The organism is Niabella ginsenosidivorans (assembly GCF_001654455.1).
Classification (GTDB): Bacteria; Bacteroidota; Bacteroidia; order Chitinophagales; family Chitinophagaceae; genus Niabella; species Niabella ginsenosidivorans.
The window spans coordinates 3,548,522-3,568,741 of record NZ_CP015772.1 but is presented as its reverse complement, the minus strand read 5'-3'; the positions used below and the strand labels follow the sequence as shown (position 1 = coordinate 3,568,741).

Annotated in this window: 23 protein-coding genes; 14 read left to right on the top strand and 9 right to left on the bottom strand. The window is 44.5% G+C overall.

All coding sequences use genetic code 11. From position 1 onward, the window contains the following. Positions 1-27: 27 nt before the first annotated feature. Complete coding sequence (locus A8C56_RS15000; RefSeq protein WP_067757670.1) at positions 28-900, top strand: alpha/beta fold hydrolase; 873 nt, start codon at positions 28-30, stop codon at positions 898-900. Between the two features lie 739 nt (positions 901-1,639). Here the strand turns inward: A8C56_RS15000 and A8C56_RS14995 are convergent. Further along, positions 1,640-2,614, bottom strand: coding sequence for a GlxA family transcriptional regulator (locus A8C56_RS14995; protein ID WP_067762087.1), 975 nt, complete (start codon positions 2,612-2,614; stop codon positions 1,640-1,642). 401 nt (positions 2,615-3,015) lie between these two features. Here A8C56_RS14995 and A8C56_RS14990 point away from each other — a divergent pair, with 401 nt between their 5' ends. The 9 genes from A8C56_RS14990 (at position 3,016) to A8C56_RS14950 (ending at position 7,564) form a co-directional block, all read left to right on the top strand. Then, positions 3,016-3,234 carry a hypothetical protein gene (locus tag A8C56_RS14990; RefSeq protein ID WP_067757667.1) on the top strand — a complete coding sequence of 73 codons (219 nt, stop codon included), beginning with the start codon at positions 3,016-3,018 and terminating at the stop codon, positions 3,232-3,234. 45 nt (positions 3,235-3,279) lie between these two features. Next, positions 3,280-3,807: a DinB family protein gene (locus tag A8C56_RS14985; protein WP_067757664.1), complete on the top strand. Its 528-nt coding sequence runs from the start codon at positions 3,280-3,282 to the stop codon at positions 3,805-3,807. Positions 3,808-3,814: 7 nt separating this feature from the next. Then, positions 3,815-4,105 carry a helix-hairpin-helix domain-containing protein gene (locus A8C56_RS14980; RefSeq protein WP_067757661.1) on the top strand — a complete coding sequence of 97 codons (291 nt, stop codon included), beginning with the start codon at positions 3,815-3,817 and terminating at the stop codon, positions 4,103-4,105. Between the two features lie 342 nt (positions 4,106-4,447). Next, positions 4,448-4,636, top strand: a complete 189-nt coding sequence (locus tag A8C56_RS14975) for a hypothetical protein (RefSeq protein ID WP_067757658.1) — start codon at positions 4,448-4,450, stop codon at positions 4,634-4,636. Positions 4,637-4,697: 61 nt separating this feature from the next. Then, positions 4,698-5,087, top strand: coding sequence for an iron chaperone (locus A8C56_RS14970; protein ID WP_067757655.1), 390 nt, complete (start codon positions 4,698-4,700; stop codon positions 5,085-5,087). 24 nt (positions 5,088-5,111) lie between these two features. Beyond that, positions 5,112-5,975: a VOC family protein gene (locus tag A8C56_RS14965; protein WP_067757652.1), complete on the top strand. Its 864-nt coding sequence runs from the start codon at positions 5,112-5,114 to the stop codon at positions 5,973-5,975. A gap of 46 nt (positions 5,976-6,021) precedes the next feature. Further along, positions 6,022-6,459 carry a VOC family protein gene (locus A8C56_RS14960; RefSeq protein ID WP_067757649.1) on the top strand — a complete coding sequence of 146 codons (438 nt, stop codon included), beginning with the start codon at positions 6,022-6,024 and terminating at the stop codon, positions 6,457-6,459. A gap of 73 nt (positions 6,460-6,532) precedes the next feature. Continuing rightward, positions 6,533-7,054: a DinB family protein gene (locus tag A8C56_RS14955; protein ID WP_067757646.1), complete on the top strand. Its 522-nt coding sequence runs from the start codon at positions 6,533-6,535 to the stop codon at positions 7,052-7,054. 33 nt (positions 7,055-7,087) lie between these two features. After that, positions 7,088-7,564 carry an SRPBCC family protein gene (locus tag A8C56_RS14950; RefSeq protein WP_067757642.1) on the top strand — a complete coding sequence of 159 codons (477 nt, stop codon included), beginning with the start codon at positions 7,088-7,090 and terminating at the stop codon, positions 7,562-7,564. A gap of 181 nt (positions 7,565-7,745) precedes the next feature. On the opposite strand, the gene A8C56_RS14945 is transcribed toward A8C56_RS14950, so the two are convergent. Beyond that, positions 7,746-8,348, bottom strand: coding sequence for a ThuA domain-containing protein (locus A8C56_RS14945; protein WP_245645907.1), 603 nt, complete (start codon positions 8,346-8,348; stop codon positions 7,746-7,748). Further along, positions 8,305-8,610 (bottom strand): hypothetical protein, encoded by a 306-nt coding sequence (locus A8C56_RS25095; protein ID WP_245645504.1) that lies wholly within the window; start codon positions 8,608-8,610, stop codon positions 8,305-8,307. Before A8C56_RS25095 ends, A8C56_RS14945 begins: the two co-directional genes overlap by 44 nt. Before the next feature lie 161 nt (positions 8,611-8,771). Here A8C56_RS25095 and A8C56_RS14940 point away from each other — a divergent pair, with 161 nt between their 5' ends. Continuing rightward, entirely contained in the window at positions 8,772-11,297 is a 2,526-nt protein-coding gene (locus A8C56_RS14940; protein ID WP_067757640.1) for a TonB-dependent receptor, read from the top strand. Positions 11,298-11,408: 111 nt separating this feature from the next. Here A8C56_RS14940 and A8C56_RS14935 read toward each other — a convergent pair whose 3' ends face one another. Continuing rightward, positions 11,409-11,822, bottom strand: coding sequence for an OsmC family protein (locus tag A8C56_RS14935; protein WP_067757638.1), 414 nt, complete (start codon positions 11,820-11,822; stop codon positions 11,409-11,411). Positions 11,823-11,928: 106 nt separating this feature from the next. Between A8C56_RS14935 and lipA the strand changes: the two genes are divergently transcribed. Next, a complete protein-coding gene (gene lipA / locus A8C56_RS14930; protein WP_245645502.1) occupies positions 11,929-13,002 on the top strand; it encodes a lipoyl synthase in 1,074 nt (357 codons plus the stop codon). 430 nt (positions 13,003-13,432) lie between these two features. On the opposite strand, the gene A8C56_RS14920 is transcribed toward lipA, so the two are convergent. The 5 genes from A8C56_RS14920 to A8C56_RS14900 form a co-directional block, all read right to left on the bottom strand. After that, positions 13,433-13,882 (bottom strand): SRPBCC family protein, encoded by a 450-nt coding sequence (locus A8C56_RS14920; RefSeq protein WP_067757632.1) that lies wholly within the window; start codon positions 13,880-13,882, stop codon positions 13,433-13,435. Between the two features lie 296 nt (positions 13,883-14,178). Further along, positions 14,179-14,916, bottom strand: a complete 738-nt coding sequence (locus A8C56_RS14915; RefSeq protein ID WP_067757630.1) for a DNA-formamidopyrimidine glycosylase family protein — start codon at positions 14,914-14,916, stop codon at positions 14,179-14,181. Positions 14,917-14,994: 78 nt separating this feature from the next. Beyond that, on the bottom strand, positions 14,995-15,237 hold the full coding sequence (locus A8C56_RS14910) for a DUF6496 domain-containing protein (RefSeq protein WP_067757628.1): 243 nt from the start codon (positions 15,235-15,237) through the stop codon (positions 14,995-14,997). Between the two features lie 328 nt (positions 15,238-15,565). Continuing rightward, positions 15,566-15,967, bottom strand: coding sequence for an SWIB/MDM2 domain-containing protein (locus tag A8C56_RS14905; RefSeq protein WP_067757626.1), 402 nt, complete (start codon positions 15,965-15,967; stop codon positions 15,566-15,568). Positions 15,968-16,391: 424 nt separating this feature from the next. After that, positions 16,392-16,562: a DUF1328 domain-containing protein gene (locus A8C56_RS14900; RefSeq protein WP_067757624.1), complete on the bottom strand. Its 171-nt coding sequence runs from the start codon at positions 16,560-16,562 to the stop codon at positions 16,392-16,394. A 471-nt stretch (positions 16,563-17,033) separates the two neighbouring features. Between A8C56_RS14900 and A8C56_RS25310 the strand changes: the two genes are divergently transcribed. After that, the gene (locus tag A8C56_RS25310; protein WP_262492418.1) at positions 17,034-17,168 is read left to right on the top strand and encodes a hypothetical protein; all 135 of its coding nucleotides are present in this window, start codon (positions 17,034-17,036) and stop codon (positions 17,166-17,168) included. A gap of 556 nt (positions 17,169-17,724) precedes the next feature. After that, positions 17,725-19,683, top strand: coding sequence for a glycoside hydrolase family 97 protein (locus A8C56_RS14890; RefSeq protein ID WP_067757618.1), 1,959 nt, complete (start codon positions 17,725-17,727; stop codon positions 19,681-19,683). Positions 19,684-20,220 lie beyond the last annotated feature (537 nt).

Sequence of the window (20,220 nt, the reverse complement as noted above, 5' to 3'; positions counted from 1 at the left end):
ATCAGCCCGGTAAATAAATGAATTGGGATGATGAAATTATTTTGGCTGAGAACCTGGTTATTTACAGGCCTGTTGCTTTTGGGCGCTGCCGGCTGCGGCCGGCTGCGGGTAATGACTTACGGGTATAATAACAATGTGGGGAAATATTATGATATCCGCGGTATTCATATGTACACAGAAGTATATGGTAAGGGTAAGCCGTTGCTAATGATTCACGGCAATGGCGGCGATATGAGCGCTTTTGCAAATAACGTCCCTTATTTTTCAAAAAAATATAAGGTGATCCTGGCCGATAGCCGGGCGCACGGGCGTTCAGCAGATACCTCGGATTCGCTTAGTTTTGAAATGATGGCAGATGATTATGCGGCCTTGCTTACAGCAATGCATATTCCATCTGCTTATGTCCTGGGCTGGAGCGATGGAGGGATCATAGCCCTGGAACTGGCCATGCGCCACCCGGATAAAGTGCTCAAGCTGGCAAGTTCCGGGGCCAATCTTTGGGCTGATTCCGTGGGCCTGCGGCCCGATGTATGGCTGGAAGGAGTGGAAGAATACCAATCCTGGCAAAAACGGCTGCCGTTAACAGATGTAAATGACAGGAATGATTACAAAATTTTTATGCTGGACTATGAGCAGCCCAATATTGCGTTAGAAGAGCTGAAAAAGATCAAATGCCCCGCATTGATCATTGGTGGGGATAATGACCTGATCCCCGTGGCGCATACCCGGCAGATCGCTGCCGGCATCAGTAATGCTGAATTATGGATCGTTCCCAATTCCGGGCATGCCACATTGATTGATCACAGTCGCCAGTTTAATAAAAAAGTGGATGAATTCTTCCAAAAACCCCACCACCGGCTGCTGCAGATCTTTAGTCGTAAATATAATACAGCTTTATAGAAAGGTTCCGGGTCTTTGATCCTGTATAAATGGATATTTATTTTATCATGCTTTTTTATATTGCTACTACACATGAATACCAGTAGACTTTTAAATTGCACCAGGTGAAGGTATGTCAGGCTGAGGTAAGCATAAAAGCGTTGCATTTACGCATATTGGATGACAATTTTTTCAATCATCATCCGGGCGCAGCCCGCGATAGCGGGAGAAGCCGGCGTAATTCCTGTATTATCAGAGAGATTCCTCCGATCATTCCGCTCCATCCGTTCGGAATGACGTTCCTTATGTAGGTTTATTTCCAACAACGTACGGCACTTGTCATTAACAACCTGACGAACCATGATCACCCTTCGTCAAGCTGTCAATCACAGATGTGTTATTGTTTTGAAAATCAATCTTTCTTTTTTGTCATGCCGTTCCGATAGTTCGGAATTGTTTCGGCATCTATTTATCGCTGATCTGGACCCGGAAACAAAAACAGATCCCGGAATAAGTCCGGGATGACCTCTCCAGGGTGCTCCATAAGAATAATTGTCATTGCCTCATCCGAACTTTCGGATGATTTTGTTTTTACAAATGGAAAACTCCGGGTGACAGTGTTCTTTTAATGTAAATGGTATAACAGTTTGTAGCACCGCTGAGGAACCTGCTGTTTGAAGCCCTGACCGGGAAGGCGGTCAGGATTCATTTGAGAATATCCTTCGGCAGGAAGACGTACATTTTTAAAATCTAACTGGTATCATACATTTATTTTCTCGTACTTGAGCTTATAATCAACCGGTGTCATACCTGTGATCTTTTTAAACACATCCCGGAAAGCCTTTACATCATTGTAACCCACATCGTACATAATCTCCTGTATGGTTTTGCGGCCCTGCTCCAGTAATTTCTTGGCGGCTTCTATTTTTACTTTCTGAATGTATTCCACAATGGTATTTGTGGTGGCTTTTTTGAAACGGCGCTCAAAAGTGCGGCGGCCGATCGCAAATCGCTCACAAAGGGTATCTACCGGCAGCCGCTCCTCAAAATTCTTTTCTATGTATTCCTGGGCTTCCCGTATGGCATCATCATTATGATCTTTCATCCCTGAAAAGATGATAAAGGGCGACTGGCTGCTGCGCTGGATGTCGATCTGAAAGTATTTGGAGCAATAAATAGCTACCTCGCGCCCTGCATATTTTTCAATAAGATACAATATAAGATTGGAAGCAGAATAGGCGCCGCTGCTGGTATAAACGCCATTTTCATCAGTGAGTATTTTATCGGTCAGCAGGCGCACTTTGGGAAACAACTGGCTGAACTGGTTGCCGGCTTTCCAGTGCGTAACACAGTTTTTATTATCCAGCAGGCCAGTAGCGGCAAGCAAAAAAGCACCCATGCAAAGGCTGGCTATTTCAGCGCCGGAACGGTATTGTTGCAGTAGCCAGGGTATAATGGCCTGGTTCTCCTGAACATAGGTAGCAACAGGTTCCTGCAATGCCGGAATTAGAATAAGGTCTGCTTTTTTTATTGTATGCACCAGTTGATGGGCCTGCACTTCGTAAAGCCCGTTGTTCAGTTGCACCCTGGGCTCCAGCGCTGCCAGCTGTATATCAAATAAAGGAGCCCGGCTGCTATTGACCAGGTATGCATTGGCTTCTTCAAACCCCTGCCTTGGGTTTTCAATAGAAGACAGGTTAGCGCCTTTAAGTAACAGGATGACTATCTTTTTCATCTGATCTTTTTGTTTTTCAATTGCCAGACGCTTACCCGGCAAACAGGGAATTGCGTATGGGAAATATTCATTGCTTCCGGACAACAAAATGAACATTTTTCTTGTCCTTCATTTCATATTGCATTTTAGTAATTACAAATATAAATATACAAATTGTCGCAATCAACCCCAGATAATGTCGTATTTGCGTATTTACTTTCATTTTTACAGGGCGTAGGTTTGTACAGAAGATTTTACAGGTAAAAATTGGATTTATAAGCAGGGTTCCCTGCAGTATCTTTTTTAGAAATGATGAGCGCTGCAGGCTGGTTGCAGAGGATTAGTGTCGGGATCAAAAGCCTTATGGTACGGCTGAATTATAAAATGATGTATTGGGTTGTTTTTTATTCTAAACGCATACCATGAAATTAATTGAAATCTTTAAAACCGATGTACCGGATAAAGCAACGGCAAGGCTGCTGGTGCGGAACTTAAAATCCTTATTCCCGCATTCAAAGATCAATTTTGATCTGGAAGATTGCGATAATATATTACGTATTGAATCTTCAAAACCAATCGATGTACGTAAGGTTACTTTTTCACTGGCAGAACAAGGGCATCGTGCAGATGTGCTGAATTGAACCGGTTGCTTTGGATAAACAATTATACATCTAAAATACTACATAATGGAAACAGGTACGATTGATGCAAAAAAGATGGGGCTGGATTTTACACTGGCGGCAAATGCATTTATTTTTTTACTGGAAAATGTACCGCAGGACCGTTACAATGAGATTCCGTTTGAAGGAAGCTGGACACCGGGCCAGGTAGCCGATCACGTAATTAAATTTTTATCAGGTATTGTATATGTACAGCAACAGCCGCAGGTGGTTACGGAAAGGCCTGTTGATCAATACGAACCTGTTTTAAAGGAAATATTTCTGGATTTTGGAAAAAAATTCAACGCGCCACCCAATGCAGTGCCCGGTAACGGGCCTTTTGACCGGCAGCATCAGGTGGCTCAGATAAAAAAGCGGGTGCAGGAAATAATAGAAAATATTACCGGTGACCGGTTGGAGAAGCTGTATACAGGTGTTCCTTTTCCTACCCTTGCTGAATTTACAGGGCTTGAATGGATTTGTTTTGGGACCTATCATCTCCGGCGGCATACACATCAGTTGGAGCATATCTGTTCTATTTATCAGGCTGCATAACCGGGATATGGCAAAAGATCGTACAGTAAGGATTTGTCCGCAGGGGCATCAGTATTATAAAACCAGTCTTTGTCCGGTTTGCCCTGTTTGCGAGGCGCAAAGGAAGCCGGAGAACAGCCTGTTCGTTTCGATCAGCGCTCCTGCACGCAGGGCGCTGGAAGCAAAAGGAATTGATAGCGCTGCAAAACTTGCCGTGCTCTCTGAAAAGGAAATTTTAGCGCTTCACGGAATGGGTCCGTCAACAATACCGAAGTTGAAAGCGGTTCTGAGGAAACAGGGACTGCAGTTTAAAAAATGAGCAATGAGCCGGGCCGGGAACCGGTATGGATATTTTATGGATGAGGCCGGTATGACCCCACCGGTAACAGGATAACGGATGAGCGTGAAAGGTTCGCTCCGCCATCATACTTATTAAAATGGGATATGATCAGCAGGCAGTAAGCTGTATGCCTGGGTAACAGGGAGCGCTGCATGCATTTATAACGGCGCGCTGGTGAAGTGATCCTGTGGCGTGGGGCTGCGTACACCGATATCAGAATAAAAACAATGGATATGAATAAAGAAGTTGTAACGCAGTATATGGAGGGCTTCGGCGAAGACGGTCGTGAAAAAATTCTTTCCTGTTAACATAAAATGTGGAATGGTACATGCCGGTTTTTTTCACCTGCAGGGCAAGGCAGCCTTTGACAGGGAAATTGAAAATAACGCATTTTCCGTCCTGCCGGTAATAACCATTTCAGGGATAACCGAAGAGAACGATGTGGTAATAGCAGCAGCGAGAGTACAGGCGCATTTCAGGAACGGGAATCTGCTGGATGCGTTGTTTTGAGATGTGTTTGAGCTGGAGCATGGCAGAATAAAGAAATTAACTACCTATCAAATGAATAAAAATGCAGACTGAAAAATTCAAAACAGTTGCAGGTTACATCAACAGCGTTTCCGGTATTCAAAAAAAGCAGTTGCAGCAGATCCGGAATATTATAAAGCAGGCGGCACCGGCAGATGCGGAGGAAGTGATCAGTTATAATATACCGGCAATAAAAGCGCAGACGGTTCTGGTTTATTATGCTGCCTATGCGCATCATATCGGTTTTTATCCAACCGGGGCGCCAATAAAAGCATTTGCCAATGCGTTAACAGGGTATAAGACCTCTGAGGGCGCAGTGCAATTCCCCCTGGAGCACCCGCTGCCGGAAGAGCTGATAAAACAGATGGTACGGTATCGCATAAAAGATGCAGAAGAAAAAGCCGCGGCAAAACGCAGCCGGCCTGTAAAATAATATAACCCAGTTAAAATAATAGTTATGAAGCATTCTATTTATCCCTGTATCTGGTTAAACGGCAACGCCCGGGAAGTAGCTGATTTTTATACAACTGTTTTCCGCGATGCAGTTATTACAGCCGATTCCGGTATTGTGGTTACTTTTGAATTAAGTGGTCAGAAGTTCATGCTGCTGAATGGAGGGCCGGAGTTTCAGATCAATCCATCGCTTTCTTTTATGATGGTTACAACAGATCCGGCTGAAGTGGATTCAGCCTGGGATCAGTTGATCAATGGCGGCCAGGCATTAATGGATCTGGGATCCTATCCCTGGAGCCCGCGATATGGATGGGTACAGGATAAATATGGAGTATCCTGGCAACTATATTCCAATGATCAATGGGAGATAACACAAAAATATGTGCCCACACTGATGTTTACCGGTAGCCAGAATGGCCGTGCAGCAGAAGCGGTTCATTTCTACACCTCTGTATTTCCCGATTCAAAAGAACTAGGTCTGTTGAAATATGCCGCAGATAGCCTGGACAAGGAAGGAAACGTGCAGCACGGTGAGTTCCTGCTGAAGGGGTATAAACTGGGCTGTATGGATAGTTCTGTTGAGCACCGGTTTGGTTTTACAGAAGGAGGGTCACTGGTAGTGGATTGTAAAGACCAGGAAGAAATTGATCAGTACTGGCAGAAGCTTACAGCAGATGGCGGGGCAGAAAGCCAGTGCGGCTGGTTAAAAGATAAATTTGGTTTCAGCTGGCAGATTATTCCCGTGCAACTGGGGCAAATGATGGGTAAAGGCGAGCCGGAAAAAAATCAGCGGATGATGAGCGCCTTAATGAAAATGAAGAAGCTGGATGTTGCAGCTCTGGAAGCCGCCTATAACGGAACTATATAACGTTTAAACGCCAACAAAATATTCTTAAACCAATAAAATAAATAAAATGACAAAACTTAATCCTTATTTAAATTTTGACGGAACTACAGAAGAGGCTTTCACTTTTTACAAATCTGTATTTGGCGGCGAATTCCTGGGAGGCATTATGCGCATGAATGCGGTTCCGGGCATGGAAAAACTTCCTGAAAATGAGCAGAACCGGGTAATGCATGTGGCATTGCCTGTTGGCGACAGCGTGCTGATGGCTTCCGATATCTGCCCGTCTATGGGGCACAAAATGAACCAGGGCAATAATAGTTATATTTCCATCACTGTTGATTCCCGGGAAGAGGCCGACCGTTTATTTAAAGAGCTTACAGAAGGCGGTAAAGTGGAAATGCCGATGACTGATATGTTCTGGGGCGACTATTGGGGCAGCTTTGCAGACCGGTTTGGTGTACAATGGATGATCAGCTACCGTACCGCCGGGGACCAGAACCAATAAATTTTCAGGATTGCCGGCTGTGGGTCCTGTTACTGTCCGGCAATCTTTCTTTTCATTTTCAATCCTGTTAATCATGAAATCAAAAAGTAAATTCTTAGAGATTGTTATTCCCGCTTTCCGGATGCATACACAAAATTTTAATAACGTGCTGGAAGGCATTTCCGAAGCCGATGCCGTAAAAAGAGCGGAGGGCAGGACCAATCATATTGTCTGGATGACCGGAAACCTGGTAAACTGCCGCTACTGGCTGGCCAATATACTGGGCATCGAAGACAGGGACCCTAATGAGGCTCTGTTTAAAGATGCAAAAGCATTGGATGAAAATGCAGTTTATCCGTCGCTGGATGTGTTGAAAAAAGAGTGGCATCAGATCTCTCCAAAATTGTTTGACCGGTTACTGGCCATTTCAGATGAAGAATTACTGGAGGCCTGTCCGTTTCCCATGGGCGTATCCTTTGTGGAGGAAAACAAGCTGAATATGGTGGGTATGGGCATTGACCGGGAATCTTACCTTTTCGGACAGATCGGTTTAATGCGCCGGATATTCAATTACCCGGGTATGAAATATAATGTGGACGAGAGCATTCACTATTAAGCTGCGTTTTTTAGGGTTGCTAAATAAAATGGAATGAAGAACAGCACTCAGAATTTCAAAAATATAAAGGCTCCGGCGAAGCAGGTTTACGAAGCTATTATGAACCCGCGGGCTTTGGAACAATGGATGGCGCCCGGTAATATGAGGGGTAAAGTACATTCTTTTGACGGAAGGGCCGGCGGCGGGTATAAGATGTCTTTGTATTATTCTTCCTCAGGCACAACAGCACCTGGAAAGACCAGCTCCAATGAAGACCGTTTCCACGCACGGTTTATTGAGCTTGTTCCCGGTAAAAAGATTGTACAGGCCATCCGTTTTGAAAGTGATAACCCGGCTTTTGAAGATGAGATGACCATGTCAATCACCCTGACAGAACAGGAAACTTCAACATTGGTAAGTATTTTATTTGAAAATATTCCTGAAGGCATCCTGCCGGAAGATAATGAAACAGGTACGGCTTCCTCACTTGATAAATTAGCTGCCTATATTGAAAGCCGATCTTCAGGATGACGGTAGGTTAAGCCTGTTTGCCGGGCTGTGGGCGCCGCTATGCTGTGCTGCAAATGATACATCGTCTTTTTGTCAGTCACAACGGCTATTATGAACAGGCGAAGAGGTACAGCGTCTCTTAAATTTTTTGCGCTGCTTAAACCATATTGCCGTATCCGGGTTGACCTGAACCCCGAAGTGCTTAATGCCGCTCTTTTGCAGGCTGCTTTTTGTCTGTACTGTTTTTTTTACCTAACCAAAGAAGCGCATTAATCAATAATTTGTTTTGCACGGGGCTACTGAACGTAAAAGACAATTCCTTATTGGTTTTGTTTTCATAGTCGATGTCGTTATGGCCCATATTCACATAAACCATCCTGTATTTTTTGTTACTCCATACAACCGGGTAGTAGCCGCTGTGCCAGATCTCCTGGGGCTTGGGCCCTGTTCCTAGAGGAAAACTGCTGCTGTCGATGGCAACCAGGATGTCGATATCCGGATTGTTTCTCAGGTCGTATTGCCAGCGGTACCATTCATTGGGTGCCGATCGGAACGTAGGGGGCAGCCCTTTTGTTACAGGATGTTTTTTTTCTGCTACCCTTAATACTGCAGCCGTAGGGCGCCAGGTATTGCTTACATAATTTCCGGACCCCAGGAAATCATTATTGTACCAGGGCCAGTCATCAGTATAGGCGGACTGAGGTAATGCAAAAGCCGCGAAGTGGAATCCCATCCAGGTACCGCCTTTTTTCATATAGTGTTCAAATGCAGCACGTTGTCCGGGTTTTTCCGGTCTTGTATCCAGGAACAGGACAACAGCATAACGGGAAAGAAAAGTCGTTCAGGTTGTTCCAGTTATCGGTAGCATCGTATTGAAAATGGTATTGCCGGGCAATTTTCGGAAACCAGCGGTTGGCCTCGTGTACAAAACTGATATGGGCGGGATCGTTTTTGGCCGTATAAAAAGCGATCACTTTAAAGGCTGCTGAAGAGAATTGGGCGGGCAGCCTGTAAGCAGTTACTGCAAACACGATACAAAGCATCCCGATTTTTAATACTGGTTGCATACGTACAAGTTACGTTTTATTAAAATAGTTACCGGAGTTGTTCGGAAGCCGGCATGCTTATTTCCTTAATACAGAATTTCTTTTCCATTATATTTTTTCCGCATTTCGAAAACACGCCGGGTAAGTGTAGAATAGCTTTGTGCCGCAATAATCAATACAGGATGATAAATAAATGTATACTGGCGTTGCTTTTTATCTGTAGCGCCTTTTGGGGCAGGGCTCAGAACGCTGAAATTTATGGTAAAGTAACAACCTCCGACGGGCAACCCGTAAGCCGGGTAAGCATTGTAATAAAAGATACCAAATGGGGCGCTGTATCAAAAGATGATGGAGCATACCGGATTAAAAATATTAAGCCGGGAGACTATGTGGTAGAAGTTTCGCTGACCGGCGATGTCAGGGAAAGTAAACCGGTTTCCTTAAGCGCCGGCGGCCATGCAGAACTGAACTTTACTATAGGTGAAACGGCTAAAGAACTTAATGAAGTGGTTGTGGAAACCAATAAGATCATGAACAGGGCGAGCTCTTATTCCAGCAAAATGCCGCTGGATAACCTGGAAAACGCCCAGGTGGTTTCAGCTATACCGGATGTGATCCTGAGAAAACAGATCGCCATGACCCTGGAAGACGCCATGAAAAATGCCACTGGCGTAACAAAGCTCTGGGATGCGACCAACCGCCCGGATGGTGGTTCGCTTTTTGTAAGCCGTGGATTTATGACCACTACAAAAGCGCGTAATGGTTTGCCCAATATTGTAAATACCAATGTGGATATGGCCAACCTGGATAAGATAGAGGTCATAAAGGGCCCTACCGGCACCTTGTTTGGAAGCATCATCAATTCATACGGCGGCTTAATTAACCGTATTACAAAGCGCCCTTATTTTTATAATGGCGGTTATGTGGATGTGGCGTATGGGTCCTATAACTTTATGCGGGCTTCAGCTGACGCTAATTTTGTTTTGCAGAAAGATAAAATGGCTGCCCGCATTAATGTAGCGGGGCAGAACCAGGATAGCTGGCAGGACGCAGGCTTCCAGAAAAGCTATATTATAGCTCCTTCTTTTGTATACAGGCCCAATGACCGGTTTACGCTGAACGCTGATGCGGAAATTGTAGGAACAAAGGGCAACAGCAATGGCGGCAATTTTATGTTTATATTAACCCCGTCCATGATCAATGGACCGCTGAGCAGCATGATATCCGCCATGTACCCCAACAATAAGGACGCCCTACTGGCAAAAATACCCCAAACAATAAAAGAGGCATTCGGCACCGATAATGTAAAAGATATTAAAGTAGATTATGACCGTTCCTTTATATCCAATGACCTGTATTCCCAAACCAATACCAACTCCTATTTTGCAGATGCCAGCTATAAAATATCCGGTAACTGGACCTCGCAAACGGCACTGACATACAGCCTGAGCCACAATAACGGCTATGCGCCTTTCCAGTACCTGGTACCCAACTATGCCGCCAGTTTTCTGAAATCTGCTATGACAGGTAACCCGGACTTTGGCACACCCGGAGCCGACAGTGTGGCACGCATGGTATGGCGCCCGGTGGGAGAAACGAAAACCTTCGATGTACAGCAGAACTTTGTTGCAGATTACACCTTCGGAAAGGTACGGAACCGGGCTGTTATTGGTGTAGATTACCTGAGTTACCGCTCTGATGTAACCTATTATTACTTTTACGGGTTAATGCATGGTGCTTTCCCTTTTCCCCAGTTGTATGATGTGGTTGGCGCTGATGGAAGATCGCCCAATAACCTTGCATTTGATAAAGCCAGTGTGCTCAATGCTTATGAAACCAGGGGAAATACAGAGGCATTGCCTTATAACACGCATTCAAATGTGCTGAGCGGTTATATAAATGATGTGGCCAATATTACAGATTACTTTATTGTATCTGCCGGGGTGCGGGTAGATAATTTTGATGACAGGGTGGGCAATAAGGTGCAGACGAAATTCTCCCCCAAATTCGGGCTGATCTTTATGCCGGTAAAAGACCAGTTGTCCCTCTTTGCCAATTACCAGAACGGGTTTACCAACCAGTTTGGTGAAGACAGGAATCACAAGACCTTTGATCCGGAAGAAGCTGATCAGAAGGAGATAGGTATAAAATATGTGCTGCTGGATAATAAATTAATGGGAACAGTAAGCTATTATAATATACTGGTGAAGAATATAGTACGCCAGGATCCGGCTGATGGTAATTTCAGCATCCAGGACGGGGAACAAAAAAGTAAAGGAATAGAAGTGGAGGTGCTGGCCAATCCTGTAAATGGCTGGACGCTCCTGGCAGGATACGGCTATAACGACAGTAAAATGCAAAAAGCCGCTGAGGATGTAAACGGGTTGCGTCCCGTGCCGGCCGGCCCATATAATACCGCTAATTTCTGGACCAACTATTCCTTTACAGAGACTGCTTTAAAAGGACTGGGCATTGGTATGAACGTCAATTACTCCGGTGAAAGCTATGCCATCAACAGTAATATGGACGGCCAGTTAATGCTGCCGGCGGCAACGATCCTGGGCGGGCACCTTACTTATGATCTTCCTCATTTCCGGATCGGGCTGAAGGTGAACAATATTACCAATGAGCAATACTGGAAAGGCTGGAGCAATTTTATACCCCAGATGCCGCGCCAGTTCATTGGGTCCGTTGCCTACAAGTTTTAAAGGAATGCAAGCAGGGGCCGCTGCCACCGCTGGTGAAAATGCCGGCAAGGGTTAAAGAATATAGGGCAGCAGAAAAGATCCTTCTGTCAAGGATGATGCCCCTGCTATACATTAACTCCAGGCACCCCAATCCATGTTGATCACAACATCTGGATGCAGGCTTTTTTTAACAGGGCAGGTAGCTGCTGTATTTTTTAAAATAGTGATCGTTTTGGGATCCAGCTGGATAAGATGTTCAGGGATATGGAATTTCAGGTCAATGCCGGCAACGCGCCTGGGATTTTCGGCCATTATCTTTTGCACTTCGATCTTTATGTCATTCAGATCAAAATCCATGCTGCGGGCTTTAATGCCCATAACGGTGAGCATGCAGGCTGCAAGACCGGTAGCCAGCAGATCTGTTGGGGAGAACCGCTCTCCCTTTCCGTTATTATCAACCGGTGCATCTGTTTCAATCTGCGATCCGCTCTTTAAGTGAGTACAGGTTGTACGCAGATCGCCATTATATACTACTTCTGAGGTCATTTCAAATAATTTAGTATGTAAAGATAGTTTTAATATGCCTGGATTAAAACTTCTGGCGGAATATGCAGGTCAGGAAACAGCCCTGTAGAAGGCCCTGAACAAAACAATGGTAGCCGTTGTTAATAAACAGGTGAACCCGTATAGAAGGGCTACCTCCGGAGGCAACCGGAGCCCGGAACAGCGGGAGCTCCTGCCGGGTGGTGCACTGATGAAGCCCACAACCGCAAAAGCTTCCGGTATTCAGCTTAAATTGTATTATTTTCGTGCTATGATTGAGTTACCTGTAACAAGTAAAGTAAAAAAACCCGATTGGCTGCGTGTAAAGCTGCCTATTGGCGAAAGCTATAAGCATGTACGCGGGCTGGTGGATCAACATAAATTACACACTATTTGTGAGAGCGGTAATTGCCCGAATATGGGCGAGTGCTGGGGCGATGGTACGGCCACTTTTATGATCCTGGGAAACATCTGCACCCGCAGTTGCGGCTTTTGTGCCGTGGCAACAGGCCGCCCACTGCCGGTGGATTATGACGAGCCCCAACGCGTGGCGGAAGCCATTTATCTGATGAAGGTAAAGCACGCGGTAATTACTTCTGTAGACAGGGATGAACTGAAGGACGGAGGTGCATCTATCTGGTACAATACCATACGGGCCGTAAAGGCACTTACCCCGGAAACGACCCTGGAAACCCTGATCCCTGATTTTAAAGGAAAAAAAGAAGACATTCATACCGTAATGGAAGCAGCACCGGAAGTCATCTCCCATAATATTGAAACCGTAGAGCGCCTTACCCGTAAAGTGCGCATACAGGCCAAATACTGGCGCAGCATGGAAGTGATCCGCATCTTAAAAGCCGGCGGTGCACGCACCAAGAGCGGCATTATGCTGGGGCTTGGAGAAACAAGGGAAGAAGTGCTGCAAACCCTGCATGATCTTAAAGATAATGGCTGTGATGTGGTAACCATTGGCCAGTACCTGCAGCCTACTCCCAAACACTTGCCGGTACAGCGTTTTGTGCATCCTGATGAATTTGCCTTTTATAAGGATGCCGGCTATGAAATGGGGCTGGATTATGTGGAAAGTGGTCCGCTGGTACGGTCTTCCTACCACAGCGACCGTCATGTGCACCCTGGTGCCGGGCGGGCACAGTGGGAAGCCGGCAGGAACAGGATGGGATAGCAGTTTCCGCAGCGGGAAAATAATAACTAAAGTAATAACTGCTTAGCCCAAGAGGGATAAAGCGGCTGATACAGCGCCTGACCCTCAATAAAACGCCGGATGTTATCAGTTGGAAGGATCGTCTTTTCAGCCCGTATCCCCCGAGCCTGCAGCTCTCCGCTATTATTATTGTAATAACGAACTGAAGTTTCCTCGTTAGCACATTCTGCCGGGGCTACGCCTCTGCACTTAATTATAGCAATTTCCAGGTAATGCGCCGGCAAAGTTTTCAACCCGGGAAAGCCATGGGGCTGATTCCACAAAACAACTCCGGAGGTTTATTCCGGAAATCAAAGACCTCCCTGTAAAGCGTTAAGTGCCATGGGCACGACGCGCCATGGTCAGTGCCCGTCTGGCCGGGCCTTTCATCAGCCGAAGGCAGCGCTGCAGATCAGGCATCCGGTATCTCGGGCTCTGCCAGTTTTGCCAGCTTTTCCAATGATTCCTGCCAGCCCAGATAGCACATTTCTACCGGTATAGCAGAAGGAATTCCTTCCTGTGTGATTTTTATTTCTGTGCCCGCCATGGTTTTCCGGAGCCATACAGTCGTGACCATCTCCCCAGGCAGATTGGGGTCATCAAATGTATCGGTATACTTTAAAAATTCATTGGGCTGAAGCTCCAGATATTTACCGCCAAATGAATGGCTGTTACCGGTTGAAAAATTCTGAAATGACATTTTATAGGACCCGCCCGGCGCCACGGTCATTTCATGAACAGTGCAAATAAAACCATATGGGGGGAGCCATGAGGCGATGGCTGCAGCTTCGGTAAAAGCGCGGTAGATCTTTTCAGGGGATGCTTTCAGTACTCTGTGCAACGAAACAGTATTATCTGACATAAAAAATGTTTTTGCTTCCTACTCGTATGGCTTTTCGGTTTCGCCCGTTTTTACAGTGGTTGCTGCTCCACCTGATTACATTACAAAAATGGGGGTAAAATTTAACGTTGAAGGAGGCTGTGTACGACAATAAACGGGGTTATTTGCGACCCCTGCGTTTTTCAGAGAAGAAACGGTTCTGTAACAGGCTGGAGAGCAGGGATGCTTAAATGTTTTGTAAGCTAACATTGTAGCTATAAGATCATCAGGGATAGCCACCTGGCCGGTGTATTTTGTTGTACCTGGTGAAGCTTGCTTTATCTGTATAACACCTGGTCGGTTGCACAATAAAAGCTACGTCTTTTGCCGAGGCCTGTATGTTTTTTAACCAGTGGTTGTCCACATTTGGGACAGATGCTTTTTGTGTGCACCAGCCAGTGCTTTTTTAATACAAAAGCTCTTTTCCATTCCAGAAACTGAAAGCTGTAGTTCCTGGCTTCAGAAACCAGTTCTTTTAGTTTTTGGGGAGTGAGCTTTCCAGGCAGGCTTTCCGGTTGAACCCCGATGCGGAAAAGCACCTCGTTTTTAATAATGTTCCCGACCCCGGAAAAGATCTGCTGATCCATAAGTGCATCGCAAACCATCCTGTCAGGTACTGACTGTAATTTTTTTTCGGCTTTCGCTGGATCCCAGGTATCGCTTAACACATCGGCTTCCCAGTCAATTGTCATCAACGCCTCATTTTCTATTATTTTAACCGAGCAGGTGTAAAAAAACACGGCTCCTGTTTTAAAAAATAAAGCCAGCCGAAGCCGTCCTTCCGGTTTGGTTGGCTCATTTATACTGTAAGAACCAAATAGCAACAGGTGTACCCGGATGCTGATTTCATCTGAAACAAGAAAGGTCTGTTTTCCAAACGTCCTTATTTCAACCAGTTTTTTCCCTTTCAGGGCGTTCATCTCAATTTTGGCATTCCCCGCAGCGCCCAGGATGCGCTGGCCTGCAAATTTTTGCAGGTCTTCTTTCATCAATAATATAGAGGGGCCTTCGGGCAATAAAAATTGTTGTATTTAGCCATAAAACTGCCATCCGCAGCGTGCAGGCTGGTTAAAAAGCAATACAAAGCAGGTTACTCAGGCTTTTTTCCTGGAAGCTGTTTTTTTTGTCGCAGTCTTTTTCTTAGCGGGCGTTTTTTTCTTGGCAGGCGCTTTAGGCACTTTTGCTCCCTTTTCCCTTGCTTCGGATAAACCAATAGCAATAGCCTGCTTTCTGCTGGTAACTTTCTTTCCGCTTTTTCCGCTTTTCAGGGTGCCTTTCTTTTTTTCATGCATGGCTTTTTCCACTTTTTCTCCCGCTTTTTTAGAATATTTTGCCATAATAATTTGTTTAAAGGATTATTAGATGATAAGTCTATAAAACAAAAACGCTGCCATTTTATAGTGTTACAGGATATTGCCGTTTACTTTTCAGATGAAGAACCGAAAAGAATTAATACATTCAATCAGTAATATTGTCAATGCAGTACCTGCGTGAGGGAAAAAGCTATTACCGCCTCTACAAATTAAAAAGATACATGGAAGCACCGGGTTAACAGTAGCTGGACGGGTTAGAGCAATAGTCAGGTTTGCTCAAATGCCCGCAATTAATCAGTAAAAACAAAGGGGAACAGAAAAGTTCCCCCGCTATGACGGTTTGAATACGCGGCTATTTTACATTAGCGCTGATGACCTTAGCCAGATCAAACATTGATATCTGCGATTTACCGCCGAACAATATTTTTAATTTATCATCCGCATTTATCATTCTTTTGTTTGCGCTGTCCTGTAGTCCCTGCTTTTTAATATAGACCCATACTTTTTTAATGATATCCGGGCGGGAAGCCGCCTTACTGCCAATAACAGCTGCCAATGCAGGAGAGGGTGCAAGAGGCTGTAACAAGGCAGGGTTTATTTTCCTTTTCTTCTTTGGTGCAACCTTTTTAGCAGCAACTTTCTTTGGTGCCGCTTTTTTTACAGGAGCTTTTGTAACTTTTTTGGTAGCCGGTTTCGTTGCGGCTGGCTTTTTGGTAGCTGCTTTTTTTACAGCAGGTTTTTTCGCTGTGGCCATAATAATGGGTTGAGTTGTAAAAAATGGATAACATTATAAAGTTAACTAAAAATACCGATTATAGATGACAAGCCTTAGCGCCGCTGTTTTCCTTTGGTTTTCAGCCGGAAGACAACCTGTATAGGAAAAACCGGAACGACCGCTTCCGGAATGAGGGGTCTCAGCAACAGACATTGTGTTGTTGCCGTACCTCCTGCAAACAGGTTGCAATCCTGGAAAGATGATCATCACCGGCCCTGGTCCTATTAAAAATAGGTTTAGGCGAACCAGGTTATAACATCGCCGGATGAAAAAAGCATCTTCTGAAAGATGCCCGGAATAAGGATTGCATTCAACGCTTGCTGGAATTTTAACTATACCGAGCCTCTTCCCTTATAAGAGACGGCCTGTTGGCTGCTTTAGGCTCTTATCCAAAAACTCTTTTCTATTCCGTTGTTTTACCGCTTCTGCCCAGAAAAAAAGAAATAATAAATAATACAACGAATATGTAAAACAGGATCTTGGCTATACCGGCGAAAGCAACCGCAATACCGGTAAATCCTAAAACCGCTGCGATGATGGCAACGATCAGAAAGGTAATAGTCCAACGTAGCATATAAATGTATTTAGAAAAATAACAGACTTTATTTCAGATAAAGACAACAATCATACCAGCATTAATGATCTTCAGTTCCGGCAGCCCATTATTATGCTTTTAAAAATACAGGGCGTTATTTCCTCATAGTGAGCAAGATATTCCAATCATTAAGCGTATAAACTTTTCATATTTCAAAACAACCCGGATTGTATTTCTGAATATTTTTTTACAGGAACAGGAGTAAATTCCCTGTGCCAGAGAGCAGTGGGGCTTGTCAATATGCCTCCGATAAAAATGCCTTTGCATTTAACAGATTATACAACGGCGCGTGTTGTTTACATCAGCATATAATAGCCGCAACGGCCCAACCGGATTGAGGCGGAGGCACAGGCAAGGCAGGGTAATACAGGCGCTGCTGTTACGGTATTAAATGAATTGCTGAAAGCGCGTAATGCCGAATGATTACCTGCATCTTTAAACAGGTCTGCATTGATCGGAAAAATATTAACCGAACGCAGGAAAGAATTATGGGGAGAGGGCTTTGCGCTTTCAGATATCATCAGGAACCAGCTGCCTGTTGTACGGAAAGCCTGTGTAGATGAGGCGGGAATCCCAAACAGGTAACGATTACCACACCTGACGGGAAAACAAAAAAAGTTGCAGCGAAAGACCATACGTCACTAAAATTTCCTGATGGATCATCTTTTGCGCCTAACAGCTTTTATTATCTCTTTGCTATTCCACAAAGTGAAGAGCAAAACAATCCTGATTGATAGATGATGTTCGGAGTATAAAGAAACGGGCAGGCTGTCGACCCGCCCGTTTTTTTAGTTAAAAAATGTCTGAAGCAATAAGTTAGACGCATTGCATAAACTACCCCATTTGAATTTATATCAATGGCATTATTTTCGGGTTTGCTTGCTCATATCAATAGAGCCATTGGTTTGTTTTAAGGCTGATATTAGCTTGTAATAAGCCGGGCCGGCTCTGGAATTGAAATTGTTAAATCCTGTCGTTGATAATGGAAAGTTAAGCTTACTTTGTATAGCGGCTTTAAGTGATACAGAGGTTTCAGGATATTTTTTCAGCGTTAAAGGCAGCGCTTAATTAATTTTGACGAAAGGGAAAGCGGTTTTTAAAATAAAAACGAGACCCTGCTTTTTAAAAAATAGAAACATTTATGTTTAGGATTAAATCTGTTATTGTACTGCTCTGCCTTATTTTAGGCAATAAGGTTTCCGGTTCCCAAACAGTACAATATACGTCGCCCGGCGGACAGATAAAACTGGTTGTTGCTGTAAAAGACAGCGTTTGTTTTTCTGTGTTGCTGGGGCGGGAAAAAGTTATTGATCAGGCCTGCCTGGGGTTACAGTTCGGTGGGGAGAAGCTGCCGGACCGGTGGCTGCTGCGTAGTAAAAAAGAAAAATTAGTAAATGAAGACATCAGACCCGTAATACCATTGAAGTTTTCTCATATACAATCCGTTTACCGGAAGGTACTGCTCTCCTTCAAAAACGGAGTGTCCATAGAATTCAGATTGTTTGATGATGGGGTGGCGTATCGGTATCTGACCGGCTTAAAAGGAGAACAGGAAATAATGAATGAAAAACTGGAGCTATCTTTTAATAATGCTATTCAGTTTCATATGCAACAACCCGGCTCATTTAAAACAGCGTATGAAGAACCATATGTTGTAAAAAATATACCGGCGTGGCTGGAATCAAAAAAAATGGGTCTGTTACCCTGGCTGGGAGTTACAAAAAGCGGGATAAAAATATTGATGTCGGAAACGAATTTGAGGGATTATCCCGGAATGTTTTTTACGGCAGCTTCCGCAAATAGTATAAAAGCCGTTTTCCCAAAAATGCCTCTTGAATTCGGGGAAGATGGTGATCGCAGCGTTAAAATTACCAGAGAAGCGGATTATATTGCCAAAACCAATGGTAAAAGAGATTATCCCTGGCGCTATTTTTTGATCTCTAAAGATGAAGGAGCGATGTTGACCAATACGATGAATGCGAAACTCGCCGGTTCCGGTCTGCTGCAGGATGCTTCCTGGATTCAACCGGGCCAGGCCAGTTGGGAATGGTGGAATGGCGCTTCGCCATACGGCCCGGACGTAAATTTTGAATCAGGATTTAACCTGGATACCTATAAATATTTTATAGACTTTGCCTCAAAGAAGGGTGTCAGGTACATTGTTATGGATGAAGGTTGGGCGGCCAGTACATTGGATCCGTTTACACCTAATCCCAAAGTTGATTTGCACCAGTTGCTGGAATATGGTAAACAAAAAGGGGTGGGCATTATACTTTGGCTGACTTGGCTAACGGTGGAAAAGAATTTCGGCCTTTTTAAAACGTTTAGTGATTGGGGCGTAAAAGGAGTGAAGATTGATTTTATGGACCGGTCTGACCAATGGATGGTGAATTATTATGAGCGGGTTGCAAAAGAGGCCGCCAGGTATCATTTATTTGTAGACTTTCACGGTGCTTTTAAACCTTCAGGGCTGGAATATCTTTACCCTAATGTGATCTCCTATGAGGGCGTAAGGGGTATGGAACAAATGGGAGGCGCCACACCCGATAATAGTGTATATCTCCCGTTTATTCGTAATTCGGTAGGGCCGATGGATTATACTCCCGGCGCAATGATCAGCATGCAGCCGGAAGTGTATAGTTCCAAAAGGCCTAATTCAGCAGCGGTAGGTACACGTTGTTATCAGATGGCTTTATTTGTTGTGTTTGAAAGTGGCATACAAATGCTGGCGGATAACCCTACCCAATATTATAAGAACCCGGATGTTACAGGCTTTATAACATCTGTGCCAACCACCTGGGACGAAACAAGAGTACTGGCTGCAAAATTGGGTGAGTACGTAATTGTAGCCAAACGAAAAGGCGATGAATGGTTTATCGGGGGTATCACAAATGATTCCGAAAAGTGGAAAACCTTTAAAATAAAACTGGATTTCCTTAACACGGATACGCCATACAAAATGGATCTTTTTGAAGACGGCATCAATGCACCTACCCAGGCAATGGATTACCGGGCTACTACAAAAACAGTGAGGCAGGGTGATGAGTTCAGGATCAAAATCGCACGGAATGGAGGCTTTGCTGCACGGATAAAGAAGTGATCGCAGTATTAAGGCGTAAGAATTCCATTGAATGATAGGCTTTTTGTGCTGCTGACGGGAAAACCGACCAGGAAAAATGCCCAAAAGCCTGCTAGCATTGGCGGTGGTTTCAAAAATAAGTGCAGGTTCCGGAGCGCTCATGACCCCGTTTTTTGGATTGCACTACTTCATTGCCAGGATTTCAGGATTCCATAAAAAACTGGTGAACCGTTATTGTAAAAAACAATGATAATAAACTTCCTGCTTTTATCATGAGAAGGAATCCTACATCAGGCATAAGTAACAGCTCCAAAAAAAATCAGGTAATCTATCTCGAGCGGAGAGATAAAAAATGACCTATTATTGTATAGAATAACATCATTTTTAAGATGAGAAAATTATTTTCTTTAGCGGTATTCATCGGAGTATTTTCCGTTAACGCAAATGCGCAGCTTACTATTAATGTACAACTATCCCCTAATTTAAAAGGGCCCTATACCGGCAAACTTTTAGTGTACACATTGAGTGATACTGCGCAGCATTTCGGTAATGACGCTT

What these genes read in the sequence shown, in the direction of transcription:
- A8C56_RS15000 (WP_067757670.1), top strand. Translation starts at nt 28, where the DNA reads ATGATGAAATTATTTTGGCTGAGAACCTGGTTATTTACAGGCCTGTTG.
- A8C56_RS14995 (WP_067762087.1), bottom strand. Translation starts at nt 2,614, where the DNA reads ATGAAAAAGATAGTCATCCTGTTACTTAAAGGCGCTAACCTGTCTTCT.
- A8C56_RS14990 (WP_067757667.1), top strand. Translation starts at nt 3,016, where the DNA reads ATGAAATTAATTGAAATCTTTAAAACCGATGTACCGGATAAAGCAACG.
- A8C56_RS14985 (WP_067757664.1), top strand. Translation starts at nt 3,280, where the DNA reads ATGGAAACAGGTACGATTGATGCAAAAAAGATGGGGCTGGATTTTACA.
- A8C56_RS14980 (WP_067757661.1), top strand. Translation starts at nt 3,815, where the DNA reads ATGGCAAAAGATCGTACAGTAAGGATTTGTCCGCAGGGGCATCAGTAT.
- A8C56_RS14975 (WP_067757658.1), top strand. Translation starts at nt 4,448, where the DNA reads ATGGTACATGCCGGTTTTTTTCACCTGCAGGGCAAGGCAGCCTTTGAC.
- A8C56_RS14970 (WP_067757655.1), top strand. Translation starts at nt 4,698, where the DNA reads ATGCAGACTGAAAAATTCAAAACAGTTGCAGGTTACATCAACAGCGTT.
- A8C56_RS14965 (WP_067757652.1), top strand. Translation starts at nt 5,112, where the DNA reads ATGAAGCATTCTATTTATCCCTGTATCTGGTTAAACGGCAACGCCCGG.
- A8C56_RS14960 (WP_067757649.1), top strand. Translation starts at nt 6,022, where the DNA reads ATGACAAAACTTAATCCTTATTTAAATTTTGACGGAACTACAGAAGAG.
- A8C56_RS14955 (WP_067757646.1), top strand. Translation starts at nt 6,533, where the DNA reads ATGAAATCAAAAAGTAAATTCTTAGAGATTGTTATTCCCGCTTTCCGG.
- A8C56_RS14950 (WP_067757642.1), top strand. Translation starts at nt 7,088, where the DNA reads ATGAAGAACAGCACTCAGAATTTCAAAAATATAAAGGCTCCGGCGAAG.
- A8C56_RS25095 (WP_245645504.1), bottom strand. Translation starts at nt 8,610, where the DNA reads ATGCAACCAGTATTAAAAATCGGGATGCTTTGTATCGTGTTTGCAGTA.
- A8C56_RS14940 (WP_067757640.1), top strand. Translation starts at nt 8,772, where the DNA reads ATGATAAATAAATGTATACTGGCGTTGCTTTTTATCTGTAGCGCCTTT.
- A8C56_RS14935 (WP_067757638.1), bottom strand. Translation starts at nt 11,822, where the DNA reads ATGACCTCAGAAGTAGTATATAATGGCGATCTGCGTACAACCTGTACT.
- lipA (WP_245645502.1), top strand. Translation starts at nt 11,929, where the DNA reads ATGGTAGCCGTTGTTAATAAACAGGTGAACCCGTATAGAAGGGCTACC.
- A8C56_RS14920 (WP_067757632.1), bottom strand. Translation starts at nt 13,882, where the DNA reads ATGTCAGATAATACTGTTTCGTTGCACAGAGTACTGAAAGCATCCCCT.
- A8C56_RS14910 (WP_067757628.1), bottom strand. Translation starts at nt 15,237, where the DNA reads ATGGCAAAATATTCTAAAAAAGCGGGAGAAAAAGTGGAAAAAGCCATG.
- A8C56_RS14905 (WP_067757626.1), bottom strand. Translation starts at nt 15,967, where the DNA reads ATGGCCACAGCGAAAAAACCTGCTGTAAAAAAAGCAGCTACCAAAAAG.
- A8C56_RS14900 (WP_067757624.1), bottom strand. Translation starts at nt 16,562, where the DNA reads ATGCTACGTTGGACTATTACCTTTCTGATCGTTGCCATCATCGCAGCG.
- A8C56_RS14890 (WP_067757618.1), top strand. Translation starts at nt 17,725, where the DNA reads ATGTTTAGGATTAAATCTGTTATTGTACTGCTCTGCCTTATTTTAGGC.